The sequence below is a fragment of the Pseudomonas sp. NPDC087342 genome (assembly GCF_044744265.1).
Lineage (GTDB): Bacteria > Pseudomonadota > Gammaproteobacteria > Pseudomonadales > Pseudomonadaceae > Aquipseudomonas > Aquipseudomonas nunensis.
The window spans coordinates 1-16,429 of the sequence record NZ_JBIUXZ010000043.1 but is presented as its reverse complement, the minus strand read 5'-3'; the positions used below and the strand labels follow the sequence as shown (position 1 = coordinate 16,429).

Annotated in this window: 15 protein-coding genes, 1 rRNA gene and 1 pseudogene; 11 read left to right on the top strand and 6 right to left on the bottom strand. The window is 58.0% G+C overall.

Translation table 11 applies throughout. The features are described 5' to 3' along the window. Positions 1-86, top strand: a 5S ribosomal RNA gene (gene rrf, locus ACIOYV_RS32900); the annotation flags it as partial. A 152-nt stretch (positions 87-238) separates the two neighbouring features. Here the strand turns inward: rrf and ACIOYV_RS32895 are convergent. Further along, positions 239-1,549, bottom strand: a complete 1,311-nt coding sequence (locus ACIOYV_RS32895) for a lysozyme inhibitor LprI family protein (RefSeq protein ID WP_401330606.1) — start codon at positions 1,547-1,549, stop codon at positions 239-241. Between the two features lie 364 nt (positions 1,550-1,913). Here ACIOYV_RS32895 and ACIOYV_RS32890 point away from each other — a divergent pair, with 364 nt between their 5' ends. The 4 genes from ACIOYV_RS32890 to ACIOYV_RS32875 all read left to right on the top strand — a co-directional run bounded on the left by ACIOYV_RS32890 (position 1,914) and on the right by ACIOYV_RS32875 (position 7,110). Then, a complete protein-coding gene (locus tag ACIOYV_RS32890; RefSeq protein ID WP_054054798.1) occupies positions 1,914-3,518 on the top strand; it encodes a tetratricopeptide repeat-containing response regulator in 1,605 nt (534 codons plus the stop codon). After that, positions 3,515-4,204 carry a sensor histidine kinase gene (locus tag ACIOYV_RS32885; protein WP_401330602.1) on the top strand — a complete coding sequence of 230 codons (690 nt, stop codon included), beginning with the start codon at positions 3,515-3,517 and terminating at the stop codon, positions 4,202-4,204. Before ACIOYV_RS32890 ends, ACIOYV_RS32885 begins: the two co-directional genes overlap by 4 nt. A 218-nt stretch (positions 4,205-4,422) precedes the next feature. After that, a complete protein-coding gene (locus tag ACIOYV_RS32880; protein ID WP_401330610.1) occupies positions 4,423-5,664 on the top strand; it encodes a glutamine synthetase family protein in 1,242 nt (413 codons plus the stop codon). Between the two features lie 69 nt (positions 5,665-5,733). Continuing rightward, positions 5,734-7,110, top strand: coding sequence for an MFS transporter (locus ACIOYV_RS32875; protein WP_401330599.1), 1,377 nt, complete (start codon positions 5,734-5,736; stop codon positions 7,108-7,110). Positions 7,111-7,189: 79 nt separating this feature from the next. On the opposite strand, the gene ACIOYV_RS32870 is transcribed toward ACIOYV_RS32875, so the two are convergent. From ACIOYV_RS32870 to flgA, 4 genes are all read right to left on the bottom strand, one after another. After that, on the bottom strand, positions 7,190-7,936 hold the full coding sequence (locus tag ACIOYV_RS32870) for a flagellar brake protein (protein ID WP_163912904.1): 747 nt from the start codon (positions 7,934-7,936) through the stop codon (positions 7,190-7,192). 91 nt (positions 7,937-8,027) lie between these two features. Next, positions 8,028-8,495, bottom strand: a complete 468-nt coding sequence (locus ACIOYV_RS32865) for a flagella synthesis protein FlgN (protein ID WP_163912906.1) — start codon at positions 8,493-8,495, stop codon at positions 8,028-8,030. Between the two features lie 48 nt (positions 8,496-8,543). Then, positions 8,544-8,870: a flagellar biosynthesis anti-sigma factor FlgM gene (gene flgM / locus ACIOYV_RS32860; RefSeq protein ID WP_054054809.1), complete on the bottom strand. Its 327-nt coding sequence runs from the start codon at positions 8,868-8,870 to the stop codon at positions 8,544-8,546. 161 nt (positions 8,871-9,031) lie between these two features. Further along, on the bottom strand, positions 9,032-9,793 hold the full coding sequence (flgA, locus tag ACIOYV_RS32855) for a flagellar basal body P-ring formation chaperone FlgA (protein ID WP_163912908.1): 762 nt from the start codon (positions 9,791-9,793) through the stop codon (positions 9,032-9,034). 85 nt (positions 9,794-9,878) lie between these two features. On the opposite strand from flgA, the gene ACIOYV_RS32850 reads away from it, so the two are divergent. The 6 genes from ACIOYV_RS32850 to flgE all read left to right on the top strand — a co-directional run bounded on the left by ACIOYV_RS32850 (position 9,879) and on the right by flgE (position 15,007). Then, positions 9,879-10,811, top strand: a complete 933-nt coding sequence (locus tag ACIOYV_RS32850; protein WP_054054814.1) for a chemotaxis protein CheV — start codon at positions 9,879-9,881, stop codon at positions 10,809-10,811. 46 nt (positions 10,812-10,857) lie between these two features. Next, a complete protein-coding gene (gene cheR / locus ACIOYV_RS32845) occupies positions 10,858-11,685 on the top strand; it encodes a protein-glutamate O-methyltransferase CheR (protein WP_054054816.1) in 828 nt (275 codons plus the stop codon). A gap of 363 nt (positions 11,686-12,048) precedes the next feature. Beyond that, positions 12,049-12,456 (top strand): flagellar basal body rod protein FlgB, encoded by a 408-nt coding sequence (flgB, locus tag ACIOYV_RS32840; RefSeq protein WP_027923954.1) that lies wholly within the window; start codon positions 12,049-12,051, stop codon positions 12,454-12,456. A gap of 3 nt (positions 12,457-12,459) precedes the next feature. After that, positions 12,460-12,903 (top strand): flagellar basal body rod protein FlgC, encoded by a 444-nt coding sequence (gene flgC / locus ACIOYV_RS32835; RefSeq protein ID WP_054054819.1) that lies wholly within the window; start codon positions 12,460-12,462, stop codon positions 12,901-12,903. Positions 12,904-12,918: 15 nt separating this feature from the next. Beyond that, positions 12,919-13,647, top strand: a complete 729-nt coding sequence (flgD, locus tag ACIOYV_RS32830) for a flagellar hook assembly protein FlgD (protein WP_054054821.1) — start codon at positions 12,919-12,921, stop codon at positions 13,645-13,647. A gap of 31 nt (positions 13,648-13,678) precedes the next feature. Further along, on the top strand, positions 13,679-15,007 hold the full coding sequence (gene flgE, locus ACIOYV_RS32825) for a flagellar hook protein FlgE (RefSeq protein WP_401330590.1): 1,329 nt from the start codon (positions 13,679-13,681) through the stop codon (positions 15,005-15,007). Between the two features lie 309 nt (positions 15,008-15,316). On the opposite strand, the pseudogene ACIOYV_RS32820 reads toward flgE, so the two are convergent. Then, positions 15,317-16,429 (bottom strand): annotated as a pseudogene (locus tag ACIOYV_RS32820) (ribonucleoside-diphosphate reductase subunit alpha); the annotation flags it as partial.

Below are 16,429 nucleotides of genomic sequence, written 5' to 3'. Positions count from 1 at the left end.
GATCCCATCCCGAACTCAGCAGTGAAACGATGCATCGCCGATGGTAGTGTGGGGTTTCCCCATGTGAGAGTAGGTCATCGTCAAGATTAAATTCCAAAACCCCTATCTGCGTATGCAGGTAGGGGTTTTGTTTTTGCCCGCAGGAAAGTGCCTGGTAAAAGACAAAATAAAAAGCCCCACCAGAATCAACTGGTGGGGCTTTTTCGTGCCCGCAAACTACAACGTTCGCGGCAACTCGCTAGCCTCCATTGTCTCCTTCAAACTTGCCAATCGAGGTGGTTACACCGGTCATACGACGTCGCCCATTGACCGTATAACTGTGTTCGGCACTTTCCAGGTCTGGTTTTCGCACGTCGAGCTGCGCATGCAGTCCATCCTTGGCGCTGTACCCACCAAACCAGTCCATCAATCTTCCGATATAGCACTGCCCTGCAATCACAACAGACGTATCACCGACAATTTCGAAGCTGTAGTGCCCCGGGCCATAATTGTAGTAAGCACCATCACCCTCTCCTGCTGGAGGAATGGGGCACAGAGGAGTGCGCTGATCACCGACATCTTTCGCTTCGGTTGTGCTCACGTTGGCCAATGCCTGAGTCAGTGCTTTATGTAGCACCGCATCCAGCTTGATGCTGGTACCGCTGGCATCATCTTTTTGAGTCTTGGGCACAGACAGTTGATAGCGGTAATTGACGCTTACAATAGGAACCGCACCAGTAATCTTCAGCGGATCAAGAAGGTAGAGCTGATCAACACCGTAATAGCTATTTCGGTAGGCGGCATAAACACGACCACGTACGTTTATCCAGTAGACGGACTGGTTCGCACCGCGACCATTGAGAGAAAAAAGAGAGCTCTCAGAACTGGTGTCAGAATCGGCAGTACCTGTTCTCCTGACAAATACGTCTCCAGTCCGGCGAAACGTTTCTATATAAGAAAACAATCCGGTGCCACCTGAGTAGGTGTCGACGACAAGATCGCGCAACCCATCACCGTCCAGGTCCATCAAGGTATATGAGCTATTTCCGTTCTCACCAGCGCTCTCAACTTTAGAGGCGGTGAGGGCCTGCCACTCGTCCTGGGCGACACCCACGGGAATAGTCTTCGGGAAATGTGCTTCTTCAAGGGCGTTATCGTCATCCGCCACGTTTGAAAAAGTCGTGGTGCCCGTCTTGATGGCAAAAGAATCAAGTGCCCGTTCCAACGGGAACTCTGGATCAGTTTTGTTGGCAGTCTGTATAGCTTGTCTCAAGTCTTCTAGTACCAACCTGTCGATTTCAACTGGCTGGTAGGCGACCGTTTCACTCAATTGCTTTTGCAGTGACTGAAGACGCTCACGATAACGCTGATCAAGACAATCCACATCTTCCGCACACTGATCACGCGTTTTCAGCCAAGCGCGTTGTGCTGTCTTCAGTCCAGGTTGTGCCTGCGGGCTGGCCTTGACCAAACCTCGGTAAGCCGCTCCCATCTGAGTATCCAGTTCATACAGCGCCGCACTCGCGCAGATGGTTTTCTCAACGGCGCTTGCCGCTTTTGTACAGTCCATTCCAGTCGCCAATGCATGCTGAGTAGATAGCAGGGCACAAGCGGACAAAATACAGCGTCCTTTGATGTACACAGTAATAAGACCTTGAGTTCGTAGGGTAAGTACGTCGCGACGCCGTCAAGTGTGCATCAAGGTCAGCACCGATGCAGCCAAATGCACGTTTATACATCCGCCGCTTCAAGGTAACGCTACTCCTGGCCGATAACCCGAACGGTTGAGGTTCTCTTTGCTTGCGGCAACCTGCGGGTTGATGAGAAATCGCTTGATAGCCTTTTGCCGCCAGTTATCATCTGCGCGCCGAAACGGCAGTCACGCCACGTATTTGCCTTTGGGTTGTTCTTCTTAAATTGCCTGGAAATCTTCGATGCTGTCGTATCACCAAAAGAGTTTTCTGATCGTCGATGATTTCTCGGATTTCCGCAGTTCCGTCAGGTCCATGCTGCGGGAGCTGGGCATCAAGGATGTCGACACCGCTGATACCGGTGAGCAGGCGCTGCGCATGTGCGCGCAGAAGTCTTACGATTTTATCCTGCAGGATTTTCACCTGGGCGATGGCAAAAAGAACGGTCAACAGGTGCTCGAAGACCTGATGATCGAGAAGCTGATCAGCCATGAAAGCGTGTTTGTCATGGTCACGGCCGAGACCAGTCAGGCAATGGTGCTCAGTGCCTTGGAGCACGAGCCCGATGCTTACCTGACCAAGCCGTTCAATCGCTCGGGCCTGGCCCAGCGACTGGAGCGACTGGTGCAGCGCAAGACGTTGCTCAAGCCGATCCTGCAGGCACTCGACCGCGGTAAACCGGTCGAGGTGCTCAACGCCTGTATCGCCCTGTGCAAGCAGGACATCCGCTATTCGCCACTGTGCCTGCGTTATCGCGCCGATGCCCTGCGCGATCTGAATCAGAACGAGGCGCTGGAGCGTCTCTACGACAGCATCATCGCGGATCGTCCGCAGCCTTGGGCGTTTGCCGGGCTGGGCAAGCTGCTGTTTAAGCGCGGCCAGGTCACCCAGGCCAAAGAGGTTTACGAGAAGGCGCTGAAGGTATTCCCGATGATGCCCGCGCTCTATGACGGCATGGCCGATGTGCTGGTTGCCGGAGGCGATACCAAGGGCGCCCAGCGCGTGTTGGAGGAAGCCATTCGCCTGTCGCCACTGGCGGTTCGCCGGCAAGCGTTGCTGGGTAAGCTGGCGATGACTAACGAAGATTTTGAAACCGCCTCCAAAGCCTATCGTCAGGCGGTTTCGCAAGGTGCCCAGTCACGTTTCAAAGATGCGGAAAGCAACTTGGGGCTGGCCCACGCCTTGATCAGCAAAGGCAGCGAGAAGGGCCTGGATACCCGGACCCGGCTGGAAATCAACACGACGCTCAGCGCGGTGGCCAAGGAGAACCCTTCCGACCCCGGTCTGCAGATTCGTGCGCGGCTGATGAAGGCGACCAGCCTGCTGCTCAACGATGCCGAGACCGCCGAGAAGCTCACCGAGCAAGCGATGATGCGACTCGATGGTATGGAGCAATTCATGAGTGCCGAAGCGGCGCTGTTAGTGGCCAAGCAGCTGCAAATGCTCGGGCAGGCCAGCGCCGGTGCTTCGATGCTGAAAAACTGTGCGGAGATCTACGGTGATGACCCGGCCGTGATGCAAGGCATCGCCAAGCTGACCGACGACCCGACTATTCTCAATGCCGGTAACGCCGCCGCCGACCTCAACCGTCAAGGCGTGCGCGTGTACAAGACCGGCAACCTGGTGGAAGCGCGGGACGTGTTCCGCAAAGCCCTGGCGCTGCAACCGAAGAACATCAGCATTGCGCTGAACATGGCGCAATCGCTACTGCATGGCACTGACACCAGTGTCCCGTCGGCGGAACTTGAGGAGTGCCGGGCCTGCCTGAAAACGGTTGGCCTGATGCCCGATACCGACGCGCGTTTTTCCCGTTATCAGAAGCTGCGAAGCAAGGCGTTTGGCGAATGAACGACAGCGAACAGGCACTCGATTTCTCCACGGTGATTGCCTCCACCGTGCACGACATGAAGAACTCTCTGGCGATGCTTATGCAGGCCCACAGCCAATGGCTGGCGCGCATGCCCGATCAGCAGCAATCCAAAGAGCAGGGCGTCATCGACTTCGAATTCGCCCACCTCAACGGCATGCTCGTGCAGTTGCTGGGACTCTACAAACTCGGCGTCAATCAGATGCCGTTGCAGCCGGCTTACCATGAGCTGGACGACTTCATCGAAGCTCAATTGGCGGCGCATCAAGAGGTGTTCGCCAGTCGCGGCATCATGGCCACCTATGAAGTGGATCCCCTGAGCCCGTTGGGTTTTTTCGACCGCGAGCTGATCGCTTCGGTGCTGGCCAACTGCATCAACAATGCGATTCGCTATGCCAGGGACGCGCTGTTGATCACGGTCAGCGATGAGGCCGGCCAGTTGGTGATCACCATCAACGACGACGGCGAGGGTTATCCATCCGAGATGATCGAGCGCCAGGCCGATTATGTGCAAGGCATTAATCAAAGTTCTGGCAGCACAGGCCTGGGCTTGTACTTCGCCGGGCGGATTGCGGCGTTGCATCAGCGCAATGGCGTCGGCGGCTATACCCGCATCAGCAATGGCGGCCCGTTGGGTGGTGGTGTCTTTTGCCTGTACCTGCCGTGACGTGATCCCCTGACATCGGTTGGTTTTTTGTTCGGGAGTGCTTGATATTCCGAACGGCCGGAGCCTATTTTGTACGGGTCGCCGTTCGCGGCTCGCACAACAACAAGGATTGCGTCATGACAACCGATGGCCAGCGTTCACTCGCTCAGCGATTGACGGGCATTGATGAGATTGAATGTGTCACGCCGGATTTGAACGGCGTACCACGGGGCAAGGTAATGACCGCCGAGGGCTTCCTCGAAGGGCGACGGTTGCAGATGGCGCGGGGTGTGCTGCTGCAATGCATCATGGGCGGATATCCGCCAGCGCGTTTTTACGGCAGCGATGATGGCGACCTGGCGCTGGTGCCGGATCCGGCGCAGATTCATCGCTTGCCCTGGAGCAAGCACCCGCGGGCATTCGCCATTTGCGATGCGGACGAATTGACCGGGGAGAGCTCTTCTCTATCGACTCGCGGCCAGCTCAAAGCCGTTATCGCGCGTTACGCCGCACGCGGCCTCGCGCCGGTGGTGGCGACCGAGTTGGAATTCTTTGTCTTCGCGCCCAACACCGATCCGACGCAACCCTTCCAGCCGCCGTTGGGCCTGGACGGTCGTCGCGAGGACGGTCATTCGGCGTTCAGTGTCAGCTCCAATAACGGCTTACGGCCGTTCTTCAGTGAAGTCTATGAATGCATGGCGGCCCTGGGCTTGCCTCGCGATACCTTCATGCACGAAATGGGCGTCAGCCAGTTTGAGATCAACCTGCTGCACGGCGATCCACTGCTGCTGGCCGACCAGACCTTTTTGTTCAAGCACCTGCTCAAGGAAGTCGCGCTCAAACACGGCCTGACGGTGGTGTGCATGGCCAAGCCATTGGCACACACGCCGGGCAGTTCGATGCATATTCACCAAAGCATCATCGAGATCGCCAGCGGCCGAAACGTGTTCAGCGACAAGGCTGGGGAGCCGACGGCGACCTTCCGTCATTTCATCGGCGGACAACAGGCCGGCATGGCCGACTTCACCGCGTTGTTCGCGCCGAACGTGAACTCCTACCAACGCTTGTGCCATCCGTTTGCGTCACCGAATAATGCCTGCTGGTCCCACGACAACCGGGCGGCGGGTTTGCGCATTCCGGCCAGTTCGCCGGTGGCCCGTCGCGTGGAGAACCGCTTGCCCGGCGCCGATGCCAACCCGTACCTGGCGATCGCCGCAAGTCTCGCCGCCGGGCTGCACGGCATCGAAAACGAGCTGGAACCGAGCGAGGCCATCCAGGGTGAATTCGTGGTGCCGGATAATCTTTCGTTGCCATGTACCTTGCACGCTGCCCTCGAACGTCTGAAACGTAGCCATTTGGCGAAGGAACTGTTTGGCAAGGAGTTCATCGAAGGTTACATCGCTTCGAAGACCATGGAGTTGACCAGCTTCTTTGATGAAATTACTCCCTGGGAACGGCGTGTTTTAGCAGCCCAGGCCTGACGATTCTTCGTCTCCGGGCTATCGTTTTCGATAGCCCGATCCCACTGCAAGGAGCCGCTCGGAACGCCGATGCGCCAAATCTGGAAATCCTTTCGAGCGCTGTATTTTGCCTCGCTGATGATGTTGATCGGCTCGGGCCTGTTAAGTACCTATCTGGGCTTGCGCCTGGCAGCCGACAATGTCGACAGCTTGTGGGTCGGTGCGCTGATGGCGGCCAACTATTTCGGCCTGGTGCTGGGTGGCAAGATTGGCCACCGGCTGATTGCCCGGGTCGGGCACATCCGCGCCTATGCGGCGTGCGCCGGGATTGTCGGCGCCGCAGTGTTGGGCCACGGCTTGATTGACTGGCTGCCCGCGTGGCTGTTTCTGCGGGTCATCGTCGGTCTCGGCATGATGTGCCAATACATGGTCATCGAGAGCTGGCTCAATGAGCAGGCCGAGGCCAAGCAGCGCGGGCTGGTGTTCAGCGGCTACATGATCGCCTCGTACCTGGGCCTGGTCTTGGGTCAGTTGATTCTGGTCCTGCACCCGGCCTTGGGCCTGGAACTGCTGATGCTGGTAGCCCTGTGCTTCGCGTTGTGCCTGGTGCCGGTGGCCCTGACCCGACGCATTCACCCGGCACCTCTGCATCCGGCACCGATGGAGCCACGGTTCTTCATCAAGCGCGTGCCGCAGTCATTGAGCACGGTGTTGGGCGCCGGGTTGATCGTCGGCTCGTTCTACGGTCTGGCGCCGCTGTATGCCTCGCAGCAGGGCTTGTCCACGGAGCAGGTCGGTCTGTTCATGGGTAGCTGCATTTTTGCCGGGCTGGTGGTGCAGTGGCCGCTGGGCTGGTTGTCCGATCGCTATGACCGGGCGCTGCTGATCCGCTGCTTTGCCTTGTGCCTGGCGGTTGCCGCGTTGCCATTGGCGATCATGACCGAAGTGCCGCTGGAGGTGCTGTTCATCGCCGGGTTCCTCTGCTCACTGGTGCAGTTCTGCCTGTATCCGTTGGCCGTGGCGTTCTCCAACGACCACGTCGAAGGTGATCGCCGGGTGTCCCTGACGGCCATGCTGCTGGTGACCTACGGCGTTGGCGCCAGTATCGGGCCGTTGGTGGCCGGCGTACTGATGAAGCTGTTCGGTAGCCACATGTTGTATGCCTTCTTCAGTTTCTTCGCGCTGGTGCTGGTGTGGCGGATTCGCCCGAAAGCGGTGACCAATCTGCATGTGGTCGACGACGCGCCACTGCATCACGTGGCTATGCCGGACAGCATGTCGAGTTCCCCGTTGGTGGCGGCCCTCGACCCACGGGTGGATGAACAAGTGGTACAGGATCAGATGCAGAATCCGATCGAGCCTGTACCCGAACCAGAACCTGAACCCGATCCATCCCCTGAAGACCCGAACGATCCGGAAGACCCGGACGCCGGTCGCGAACAAAGCTTCACCGAGGCCAGGCCTTAAAGTCGACGCATAAAAAAACGGGCAGTCACCGCAAGGGACTGCCCGTTTTTATTGAAGCGCCGCATTTAATCTCGAAAAATCACATGTCGTCTTTGTCGAAACGTCGGGCTTCGCGTTGCAATTGATAAACGAAGCGCTCGACCTGCCGTTGTACCAGGCCGCTCATGTTGTGAAAGCGCACACCGGCGAAGGTGGTGGAGATTCTTTCTTCGAAGTGCAGGTAACGCAATTCAACCGGCGCGGTCATGCTGCCGAAGGGCAGGGCAGCGATGAAACGGTCGTAGACTTGACCCAGTTGCAGGCTGGAGGTGATGTCGCCCTCAAAGCGCAGCTTGCAGCCGGTGGCGGAGATGTCCAGCAACTTGCCGCTGATCGGCGACTTGAGCTTTTCGCCGCCCAACTCGACACTGACCAGTTGCGCCAGCTTCAATGCCGCGCGAAAGGCATTGCGGCGCTGGTGATAAACCACTTCGGAAGGCAGCGCGCCACGGTAGCAACGACTGCCACCGGATTCGTCGATGGTCAGCGGACCGTTACTTTCCCAGGCAATGCGCACACCGTCGTGAAAGCCTTCGACCTTGAACGGTTCGCCGGCCAGCAGGAAGCGTTCGCCGTCGCGGGGGATCATTTCATCCAGGGCAATCATGTTGCTTTCACGATCAAGGTCCACCAGATAACTCTGGAAGCGCTGGCTGCGCTCATGGAACGTGATGATCAGCGGGTCATGGCTGTCTTGCAGCTGCCGAAGGTTGCCGGAGATCTCCAGAGGTGTGGTAAGCACCTTGGGTGGTTGCGGAGCGTCTTCCGCGCTTGAGGCATTGAACACGGTTCATCAATCTCCAGACAAAATATGACTACTAGCGGGCATTCTGCCAGTATGTTTCGCGTCTTGATAGGGCGTGCTCATTGGCGGCGTATCAAGCCTGGCTGAGCGGACGTGGCTTGGCCATCTTCGCGGTAGATCCGCGGGCATCATAGAGCGCTGGAGGTTCGCCGCCGGTGAGGATTTTCAGCTGATTGGCCGTGGCGGCCTGCTGCATCAGGATCGACTGGCCATTCTTGACGTTCGCCGCCTGGCATTGAGCCAGGAGGTCGGTCAGTACATCGCCTTGTTGCAGCAACTGATCGCCGATGCTCGAGTGGCTGGCGAGTTGCTCAAGGCCGCTGCGAGTCATGGGCAGGTTGAGGCTGGCGAGGATTTCGCTGCGCTTGCGGCCATGCTGTTCGAGCAAAATGATCAGTGCCTGTTTCTGCGCCAGAATTTCTTCGAGCAGAGGCATGTCGCGACCGTGCAAGGCGAGAGACTCGGTTTGCAGTAACTCCAGCAAGCGTTGCGCAGGAGCAAAGTCGTCGGTGATCAGTTGCAGTAGATTAGTGTCGTGCATGGCTGGCCTTGGGTTTTAAGCGTCCAAAAGCCTGGCGCAGGCGATGGCCTAGCGCTGGGCTTCGAAGTTGAGCAGTTTGCTGGCTACACGGCTGCTGTCGACTTTATAGCTGCCATCGGCAATCGCTGCTTTCAACTCGGCCACACGGGCGTTGTCGACGGCAGGCTGATCGCGCAGCTTGTCAGTGACCTTCTGCAACTGTTGAGCCTCATTGCTGAGATGTACCGATTCCCCGCTTGCGACGGTACTGGCCTGTTCGGCCGGGGTATTCAGCGGCGCGGATTTGCCGGCGTCGGCGGTTTCCTTGGCAACGCTGGTACGAGTACTGCCCGTAAGTGACGAGGAGCTGTTTAAACGGCTGAAATCGATGACCATGATAAAAAAACCTCTGGGTATTTGGACGCTTGCCATGTTTTCGGCAATACCTGCGAAAACTTTAGGCTCATTTAAGCAATGAGCTGCATGCGCCAGCGCTGCATGGGCACAGTTTAGGTAACAGCCTGCCAGAGCGCCATAGTCTTACCCATCACAGAGCGCTACATGGACACTTCCACTTGCCCGGGCGCGGTGACTTGCGCCTTGATGACTCGCATCGAATTAAGGTTTTTCACCCGTATTTGCTCGGCCAGACCGCCATTGGAGAGGGCTTCACCCGGCATGCGCACACTGAGCGTACCACTGCGTGCGGTAATCACCACCTGATCGCCTTTGCGCACGACTTCCGCCTGTTCCAGGTGGACCAGGGTAATCACCTGATCGCCTACCGTTGGTCGGGTAAGTTTCTGTCCGATCGCCTGGTCAACCGAGGTGAAATACCCCTGGTTGATCAAGCTGATGTCGCGCTCGCGCATAGCGACATCGCCGGGTTCGATAATGCCTGCGCGCTTGAGTGGCCGAGTGGTGATCACAACGTCTCGAAACAGGCGCACTTGAGCGGGCACGAACACTGTCCACGGGGAACTGCCCTCACAGCGAACCTTGACCGTTACCCGACCGATCGGGGTGGCCGGGCTCTCCAGCGAGGCTGTCAATTCCTTGTCGCACATGGGCATGCGCAGCCGCGGATCGAGCTGCTTGACCTCGATTTCGTAGCGGCCTTCCGTTTGACTGGTGGCCAGATAGTCTTCTACGGTGAATTCAAGAAAGCCCTGAGTGACGCCGATAAGCATGTCAGGCAAGGTAACCGCGTCAGCAACGGCAGGGCTGCCAAGAGGCAACAGGCAAACAGCCGACACCACGCAAAGCAATTTGCGGTAGTTTGATGTCAGGTGTCGGAAAAATGTCGTTTGTTTGTTCATACGGGTTAAAAAGCAAGCGCCGTGCCGTTTAGTGATGAATGTGCGTCGCAACACAACTTAGCGTTGTTGGTGTAGGAGTCTGGGCATGGCTGGTGTAATGGATTCGGTAAACCAGCGCACGCAACTGGTAGGGCAGAATCGCCTTGAGCTGTTGTTGTTCCGTCTCGACGGCCAGCAGCTGTATGGGATCAACGTGTTCAAGGTTCGTGAGGTGCTGCAATGCCCCAAACTGACTCTGATGCCCAAGTCCAGTCCCGTCGTGTGCGGTGTGGCAAATATTCGTGGGGCGACCATCCCGATCCTTGATCTGGCGATGGCCACCGGTGCCGGTGCACTTAAAGATCAAAGCAATCCCTTCGTGATCATCACGGAGTACAACACCAAGACCCAAGGCTTCCTGGTCCGGTCGGTAGAGCGCATCGTCAACATGAACTGGGAGGAGATCCATCCGCCACCCAAGGGCACGGGACGCGATCATTACCTCACGGCTGTGACTCGGGTCGACAATCAGTTAGTCGAAATCATCGACGTCGAGAAGATCCTCGCGGAGGTGGCGCCGACGCCGGAAGCGATTTCGGTGGGGGTGGTCGATGTCGAAACCCAGCACAAGGCGTTGTCCTTGCGTGTGCTGACGGTCGATGACTCGTCGGTGGCGCGCAAGCAGGTCACGCGTTGCCTGCAAACGATCGGTGTCGAAGTGGTGGCGCTGAACGACGGTCGGCAAGCGCTGGAATACCTGCGCAAACTGGTCGATGAAGGCAAGAAGCCGGAAGAAGAGTTCCTGATGATGATTTCCGACATCGAGATGCCGGAGATGGACGGGTACACCCTGACGGCCGAGATCCGCGCTGACCCACGCATGCAAAAGCTTCATATCATCCTGCATACTTCGTTGTCGGGTGTATTCAATCAGGCGATGGTCAAGAAAGTCGGTGCCGATGACTTCCTTGCCAAATTCCGCCCTGATGACCTGGCATCCCGGGTAGTCGACCGGATCAAAGCAGCAGATATCAGCTAAGGGCCTTTTGTCCTTGGCGTTCAACACGATTTAAGAGGCGGTATCTTTGTCTACGGGTAATTTGGATTTCGAACAGTTCCGGGTCTTCCTGGAAAAAGCCTGTGGCATTTTGCTCGGTGAAAACAAGCAATACCTGGTCTCGAGCCGTCTCAACAAACTGATGGAACAGCAGGGCATCAAATCCCTGGGTGAGCTGGTACAGCGCATCCAGACCCAACCGCGCAGTGGTTTGCGCGAGATGGTGGTGGATGCCATGACGACCAACGAAACCCTGTGGTTTCGTGACACCTATCCGTTTGAAGTCTTGAAGAACAAGGTACTGCCCGAAGCGATCAAGGCTGCTCCCGGTCAACGCCTGCGAATCTGGTCGGCGGCGTGTTCGTCGGGTCAGGAACCGTATTCGCTATCGATGTCGATCGACGAGTTCGAGCGGACCAACATGGGCCAGTTGAAGATGGGTGTGCAGATTGTTGCCACTGACCTGTCCGGCACCATGCTGACCAACTGCAAGACCGGCGAGTACGACAGCCTGGCAATCGGTCGCGGCCTGTCGCCCGAGCGTCTGCAGCGTTTCTTCGATCCGAAAGGGCCGGGACGCTGGGCGATCAAGGCGCCGATCAAAAGCCGGGTCGAGTTCCGTTCGTTCAACCTGCTCGATAGCTATGCGGCGCTGGGCAAGTTCGACATCGTGTTCTGCCGCAACGTGCTGATCTACTTCTCCGCCGAGGTGAAGAAAGACATCCTGTTGCGCATTCACAGCACGTTGAAGCCAGGTGGTTACCTGTTCCTCGGCGCGTCCGAAGCGCTGAACGGTTTGCCGGATCATTACCAGATGGTCCAGTGCAGCCCGGGGATCATTTACCAGGCGAAGTGATTCGTTGACGGCATCACAAAAACGGGAGTCCTCAGGGGCTCCCGTTTTTTTTGCCTGATGATTTCCCACAAACACCTCACTACCTGTAGGAGCGAGGCTTGCCCGCGAAAGCGGTGTGTCGGACAACATCATCATTGACTGTCCCGACGCTTTCGCGGGCAAGCCTCGCTCCTACAATTTGAATAGGTGTTGCCCGTGGGAAAGCGGCAGAAAAGCGGCAGACGGCGGAAACCGGTTGCCGCTTTTCTGGCATTGCCGCCTTGCCGATGCCCGCAAAGCCCCGGTTTACGGCGTTTTTTGAATTGGCACGCCGCTTGCTATGTTCAAGTTACGAAAAATCAGGTCACCCGAAGGTTTCCCGACATGAGCATCAGCTTCGATAAAGCGCTCGGTATCCACGAACAAGCCCTGGGCTTCCGCGCCCAGCGTGCCGAAGTCCTGGCCAACAACATCGCCAACGCCGACACCCCGAACTACAAGGCTCGGGATCTGGACTTCTCCAAAGTGCTTGCCGCACAGAACGAGAAAACCAAGGGCGGTACTTTCGCCTTGAACATGACCAACAGCCGTCATATCGAAGCTGAAGGCCTGGGCAATGGCGACGAGTCGCTGCTGTATCGCACGCCGATGCAACCGTCGATCGACCAGAACACCGTGGACGCTCAACTGGAACAGTCGAACTACGCGGAAAACGCGGTCGGCTTCCAGGCCAGCTTCACCCTGCTCAACAGCAAATTCAAAGGGCTGGTTTCAGCCCTGCGTGGAGAGTAAGTCATGTCCCTTGCCAGTGTTTTCAACATTGCCGGTAGCGGCATGAGTGCCCAGACCACGCGCCTCAACACCGTGGCCTCGAACATCGCCAACGCCGAAACCGTCTCGTCGAGCATCGACCAGACCTATCGCGCCCGTCACCCGGTATTCGCCACCATGTTCCAGGGCGGCCAGAACGGCGGCAGCGATTCGCTGTTCCAGAGCCAGGACGCCGCCGGTCAAGGCGTGCAAGTGCTCGGCGTGGTCGAAGACCAGAGCAACCTTGAAGCGCGCTACGAGCCGAACCATCCGGCTGCCGACGCCAAGGGCTACGTCTACTACCCGAACGTCAACGTCGTGGAAGAAATGGCCGACATGATTTCCGCGAGCCGTTCGTTCCAGACCAACGCCGAAATGATGAACACCGCCAAAACCATGATGCAGAAGGTCCTGACCCTCGGTCAGTGATAAGGGGCGACTCAGATGAGTGTTACCGATTCCACCAGCAGCCTCAGCCTCAACGACATCCTGGCGAACTCTTCCGTTAAATCCAGCAGCTCCACGTCCGGCGGCATTGCCTCCGCGACCAACAGCGCGACGGGCGGCCAGACGTTGGGCAAGGATGCGTTCCTGCAATTGCTGGTGACGCAACTGAAAAACCAGAACCCGCTGGACCCGCAGGACAACAGTGCGTTCGTCGCCCAGTTGGCCCAGTTCAGTAGCCTGGAAGGCATCACCACGCTTAACAGCACGGTCAGCTCGATTGCCGGCAACTACAGCTCTTCGCAAGCGTTGCAGGCGTCGTCCCTGGTCGGCCGTTCCGTGATCGTGCAGACCAACAACATCCAGGTCGATGATCCGACCAAGGCTGTTACCGGCTCGGTGAACCTGACTTCGTCGATCAGCAGCGGCACGGTGACCATTGCCGACAAAGACGGCAAGACGGTCCGCACCATCGACCTGGGCACCCGCGCGGTCGGCAGTTCCAGCTTCACATGGGATGGCAAGGATTCGAGCGGCAACCCCGTTCCGGTCGGCGCCTACACCATCAAGGCCAGCGCACCGGTCAACGGCACGGCGACGGACCTGGCGGTTTACCTGCCGGCCACCGTCAACAGCGTGACCCTCAGCCAGACCGGCGGCGAGCTGATGCTCAACCTCGCGGGCCTGGGCCCGGTGGCGCTGTCCAAAGTTCAAACCATTGGTATATAGAGCCGACTAACCCGGCACAAAGGAGTGGAATATGTCTTTCAATATCGGCCTTAGCGGTCTCTATGCAGCCAACAAACAACTGGACGTAACCGGTAACAACATCGCCAACGTTGCGACCACCGGTTTCAAATCCTCCCGTACCGAATTTGAAGACGTCTACTCGGCGACCAAGCTCGGCAGCGGCAGCCAAGTGGTCGGCAGCGGTGTGCGCCTGGCCAACGTTTCCCAGCAGTTCACCCAAGGTGACATCAACAACACCGGTAACGTGTTGGACATGGGCATCAACGGCTCGGGCTTCTTCACCCTGAGCAACAACGGTTCGACGTCCTACACCCGTAACGGTACGTTCAAGGTCGACAAGGACGGTTACATCACCAACACCGATTACACGTCCCGCCTGCAAGGCTACGGCGTGGACGCCAACGGCAAGATCATCAACGGCGTGTTGACCGACCTGAAACTCGACACCTCGAACCTGGCGCCGAAATCGACTTCGGCCGTGGCCTCCACGATCAACCTGAACTCGACCGAGCCGGTTATCGACGATACCGTCCCGGCGGGCAAGTTCGATCCGACCCTGACGGCGACCTACACCAAGTCGTTCAGCACCCCGATCTATGACAGCCAGGGCAACCAGCACACCATGGATCAATACATGGTGAAAACGGCTGGCAACACCTGGAAGGTCTACACCCTGGTCGACGGTCGTAACCCGGATGCCACCGGCAGCGACCCAAAAGTCACTGCCCCGGTCGCTTCGACCCTGTCGTTCGACACCAGCGGCAAGTTGACTCAGGTCAGCACGCCTAATCCGGCGGGTGGTGCTCCAATCATCAGCAGCGACCTGAAATTGACCGGCTGGGTGCCAGGCACCGTGACCAATGGCGTATGGACAGCCAATGGCGCAGCCGCCAACACGGCTGGCGTGACTATTTCCCTGGCCAAGACCACCCAGTACAACGCTGACACCGCCCGTTCGATCCCGACTCAGGACGGCTACGCCACTGGCCAGATCACCAACCTGACCATCGATGGTACCGGCACCCTGTTCGCCAACTTCAGCAACAACCAGAGCAAGGCCATCGGCCAGGTTGCGCTGGCCAGCTTCACCAACGAACAAGGCCTGCAAGCGATCGGCGGCACCAGCTGGAAAGAGACGTTCGCTTCGGGTATCCCGGGCTACGACGCGCCGGAAACCGGCACCCTGGGTTCCATCCAGTCCAACTCCCTGGAAGAGTCCAACGTCAACCTGACCAACGAGCTGGTCAACCTGATCAAGGCGCAGAGCAACTACCAGGCGAACGCCAAGACCATCTCCACCCAGAGCACCATCATGCAGACCATCATTCAGATGACTTGATGCTGGTTGGGTTGTAGCGCTTCACCAAGAGCCCCTCGTGAGAGGGGCTTTTTTATGCCCTGGATTTATGTGCTGGGGTTGAGAGGTTGTGTTGTCAGGAATGGCCTCTTCGCGGGCAAGCCTCGCTCCTACGGGGGATTGTGACGCTCACAACGTAGAACTTGTAGGAGCGAGCGGTGCGGCGATCCGACTTGCCCGCGAAAGCGTCATCCCGGCCAACCCTTTCCCCCAGACAAAAGAAAACCCCCGACCCGCCATAGGCGCATCGGGGGTTTCAGGTCAGCGCCTTGCAGCGCCTACCGGTTCAGCTTATTGGCAAGCTTCGCAATCCGGCTCGTCGATGGCGCAAGCCTTCGGCACTGGAGCTGGACCGGCTGGAGCAGCCAGGACCGAATCTTCACCGTGGTTGCCGCCGCTGGAAACAGCGTTCAGCTTGCCGGTGTTGATGGTCGACTTCTCGGTGCTGGTCGCGGCCAGGGCACGGAGGTAGTAAGTGGTTTTCAGACCACGGTACCAAGCCATGCGGTAGGTCACGTCCAGCTTCTTGCCCGAGGCGCCGGCGATGTACAGGTTCAGGGACTGAGCCTGGTCGATCCATTTCTGACGACGGCTGGCCGCGTCAACGATCCACTTGGTGTCCACTTCGAAGGCAGTCGCGTAGAGCTCTTTGAGTTCTTGCGGGATGCGCTCGATCTGTTGAACCGAACCGTCGTAGTACTTCAGGTCGTTGATCATGACCGAGTCCCACAGACCGCGAGCCTTCAGGTCGCGAACCAGGTACGGGTTGATCACGGTGAATTCGCCCGACAGGTTCTATTTCACATAGAGGTTCTGGTAGGTCGGTTCGATCGACTTCGATACGCCGGTGATGTTGGCGATGGTGGCGGTCGGTGCGATGGCCATGATGTTGGAGTTACGAATGCCTTTCTGCACACGGGCACGAACCGGTGCCCAGTCCAGGGATTCGTTCAGGTCAACGTCGATGTACTTCTGGCCACGTTGTTCGATCAGGATCTGTTGCGAATCCAGTGGCAGGATGCCTTTGGACCACAGCGAACCCTGGAACGTCTCGTAGGCGCCGCGCTCGTCGGCCAGGTCGCAGGAAGCCTGGATCGCGTAGTAGCTGACCGCTTCCATGGACTTGTCGGCGAACTCGACGGCTGCATCGGAACCGTAAGGAATGTGCTGCAGGTACAGCGCATCCTGGAAGCCCATGATGCCCAGGCCGACCGGACGGTGCTTGAAGTTGGAATTCTTCGCTTGTGGCACCGAGTAGTAGTTGATGTCGATAACGTTATCGAGCATGCGAACGGCGGTGTTCACGGTGCGTTCCAGCTTGGCGGTGTCCAGCTTGCCGTTGGTGATGTGGTTCGGCAGGTTGATCGAGCCCAGGTTGCACACAGCGATCTCGTCGTTGTTGGT

What these genes read in the sequence shown, in the direction of transcription:
- flgM (WP_054054809.1), bottom strand. Translation starts at nt 8,870, where the DNA reads ATGGTCATCGATTTCAGCCGTTTAAACAGCTCCTCGTCACTTACGGGC.
- flgA (WP_163912908.1), bottom strand. Translation starts at nt 9,793, where the DNA reads ATGAACAAACAAACGACATTTTTCCGACACCTGACATCAAACTACCGC.
- ACIOYV_RS32850 (WP_054054814.1), top strand. Translation starts at nt 9,879, where the DNA reads ATGGCTGGTGTAATGGATTCGGTAAACCAGCGCACGCAACTGGTAGGG.
- ACIOYV_RS32890 (WP_054054798.1), top strand. Translation starts at nt 1,914, where the DNA reads ATGCTGTCGTATCACCAAAAGAGTTTTCTGATCGTCGATGATTTCTCG.
- ACIOYV_RS32875 (WP_401330599.1), top strand. Translation starts at nt 5,734, where the DNA reads ATGCGCCAAATCTGGAAATCCTTTCGAGCGCTGTATTTTGCCTCGCTG.
- ACIOYV_RS32885 (WP_401330602.1), top strand. Translation starts at nt 3,515, where the DNA reads ATGAACGACAGCGAACAGGCACTCGATTTCTCCACGGTGATTGCCTCC.
- flgD (WP_054054821.1), top strand. Translation starts at nt 12,919, where the DNA reads ATGAGTGTTACCGATTCCACCAGCAGCCTCAGCCTCAACGACATCCTG.
- flgE (WP_401330590.1), top strand. Translation starts at nt 13,679, where the DNA reads ATGTCTTTCAATATCGGCCTTAGCGGTCTCTATGCAGCCAACAAACAA.
- ACIOYV_RS32895 (WP_401330606.1), bottom strand. Translation starts at nt 1,549, where the DNA reads ATGGACTGTACAAAAGCGGCAAGCGCCGTTGAGAAAACCATCTGCGCG.
- ACIOYV_RS32865 (WP_163912906.1), bottom strand. Translation starts at nt 8,495, where the DNA reads ATGCACGACACTAATCTACTGCAACTGATCACCGACGACTTTGCTCCT.
- ACIOYV_RS32880 (WP_401330610.1), top strand. Translation starts at nt 4,423, where the DNA reads ATGACCGCCGAGGGCTTCCTCGAAGGGCGACGGTTGCAGATGGCGCGG.
- flgC (WP_054054819.1), top strand. Translation starts at nt 12,460, where the DNA reads ATGTCCCTTGCCAGTGTTTTCAACATTGCCGGTAGCGGCATGAGTGCC.
- flgB (WP_027923954.1), top strand. Translation starts at nt 12,049, where the DNA reads ATGAGCATCAGCTTCGATAAAGCGCTCGGTATCCACGAACAAGCCCTG.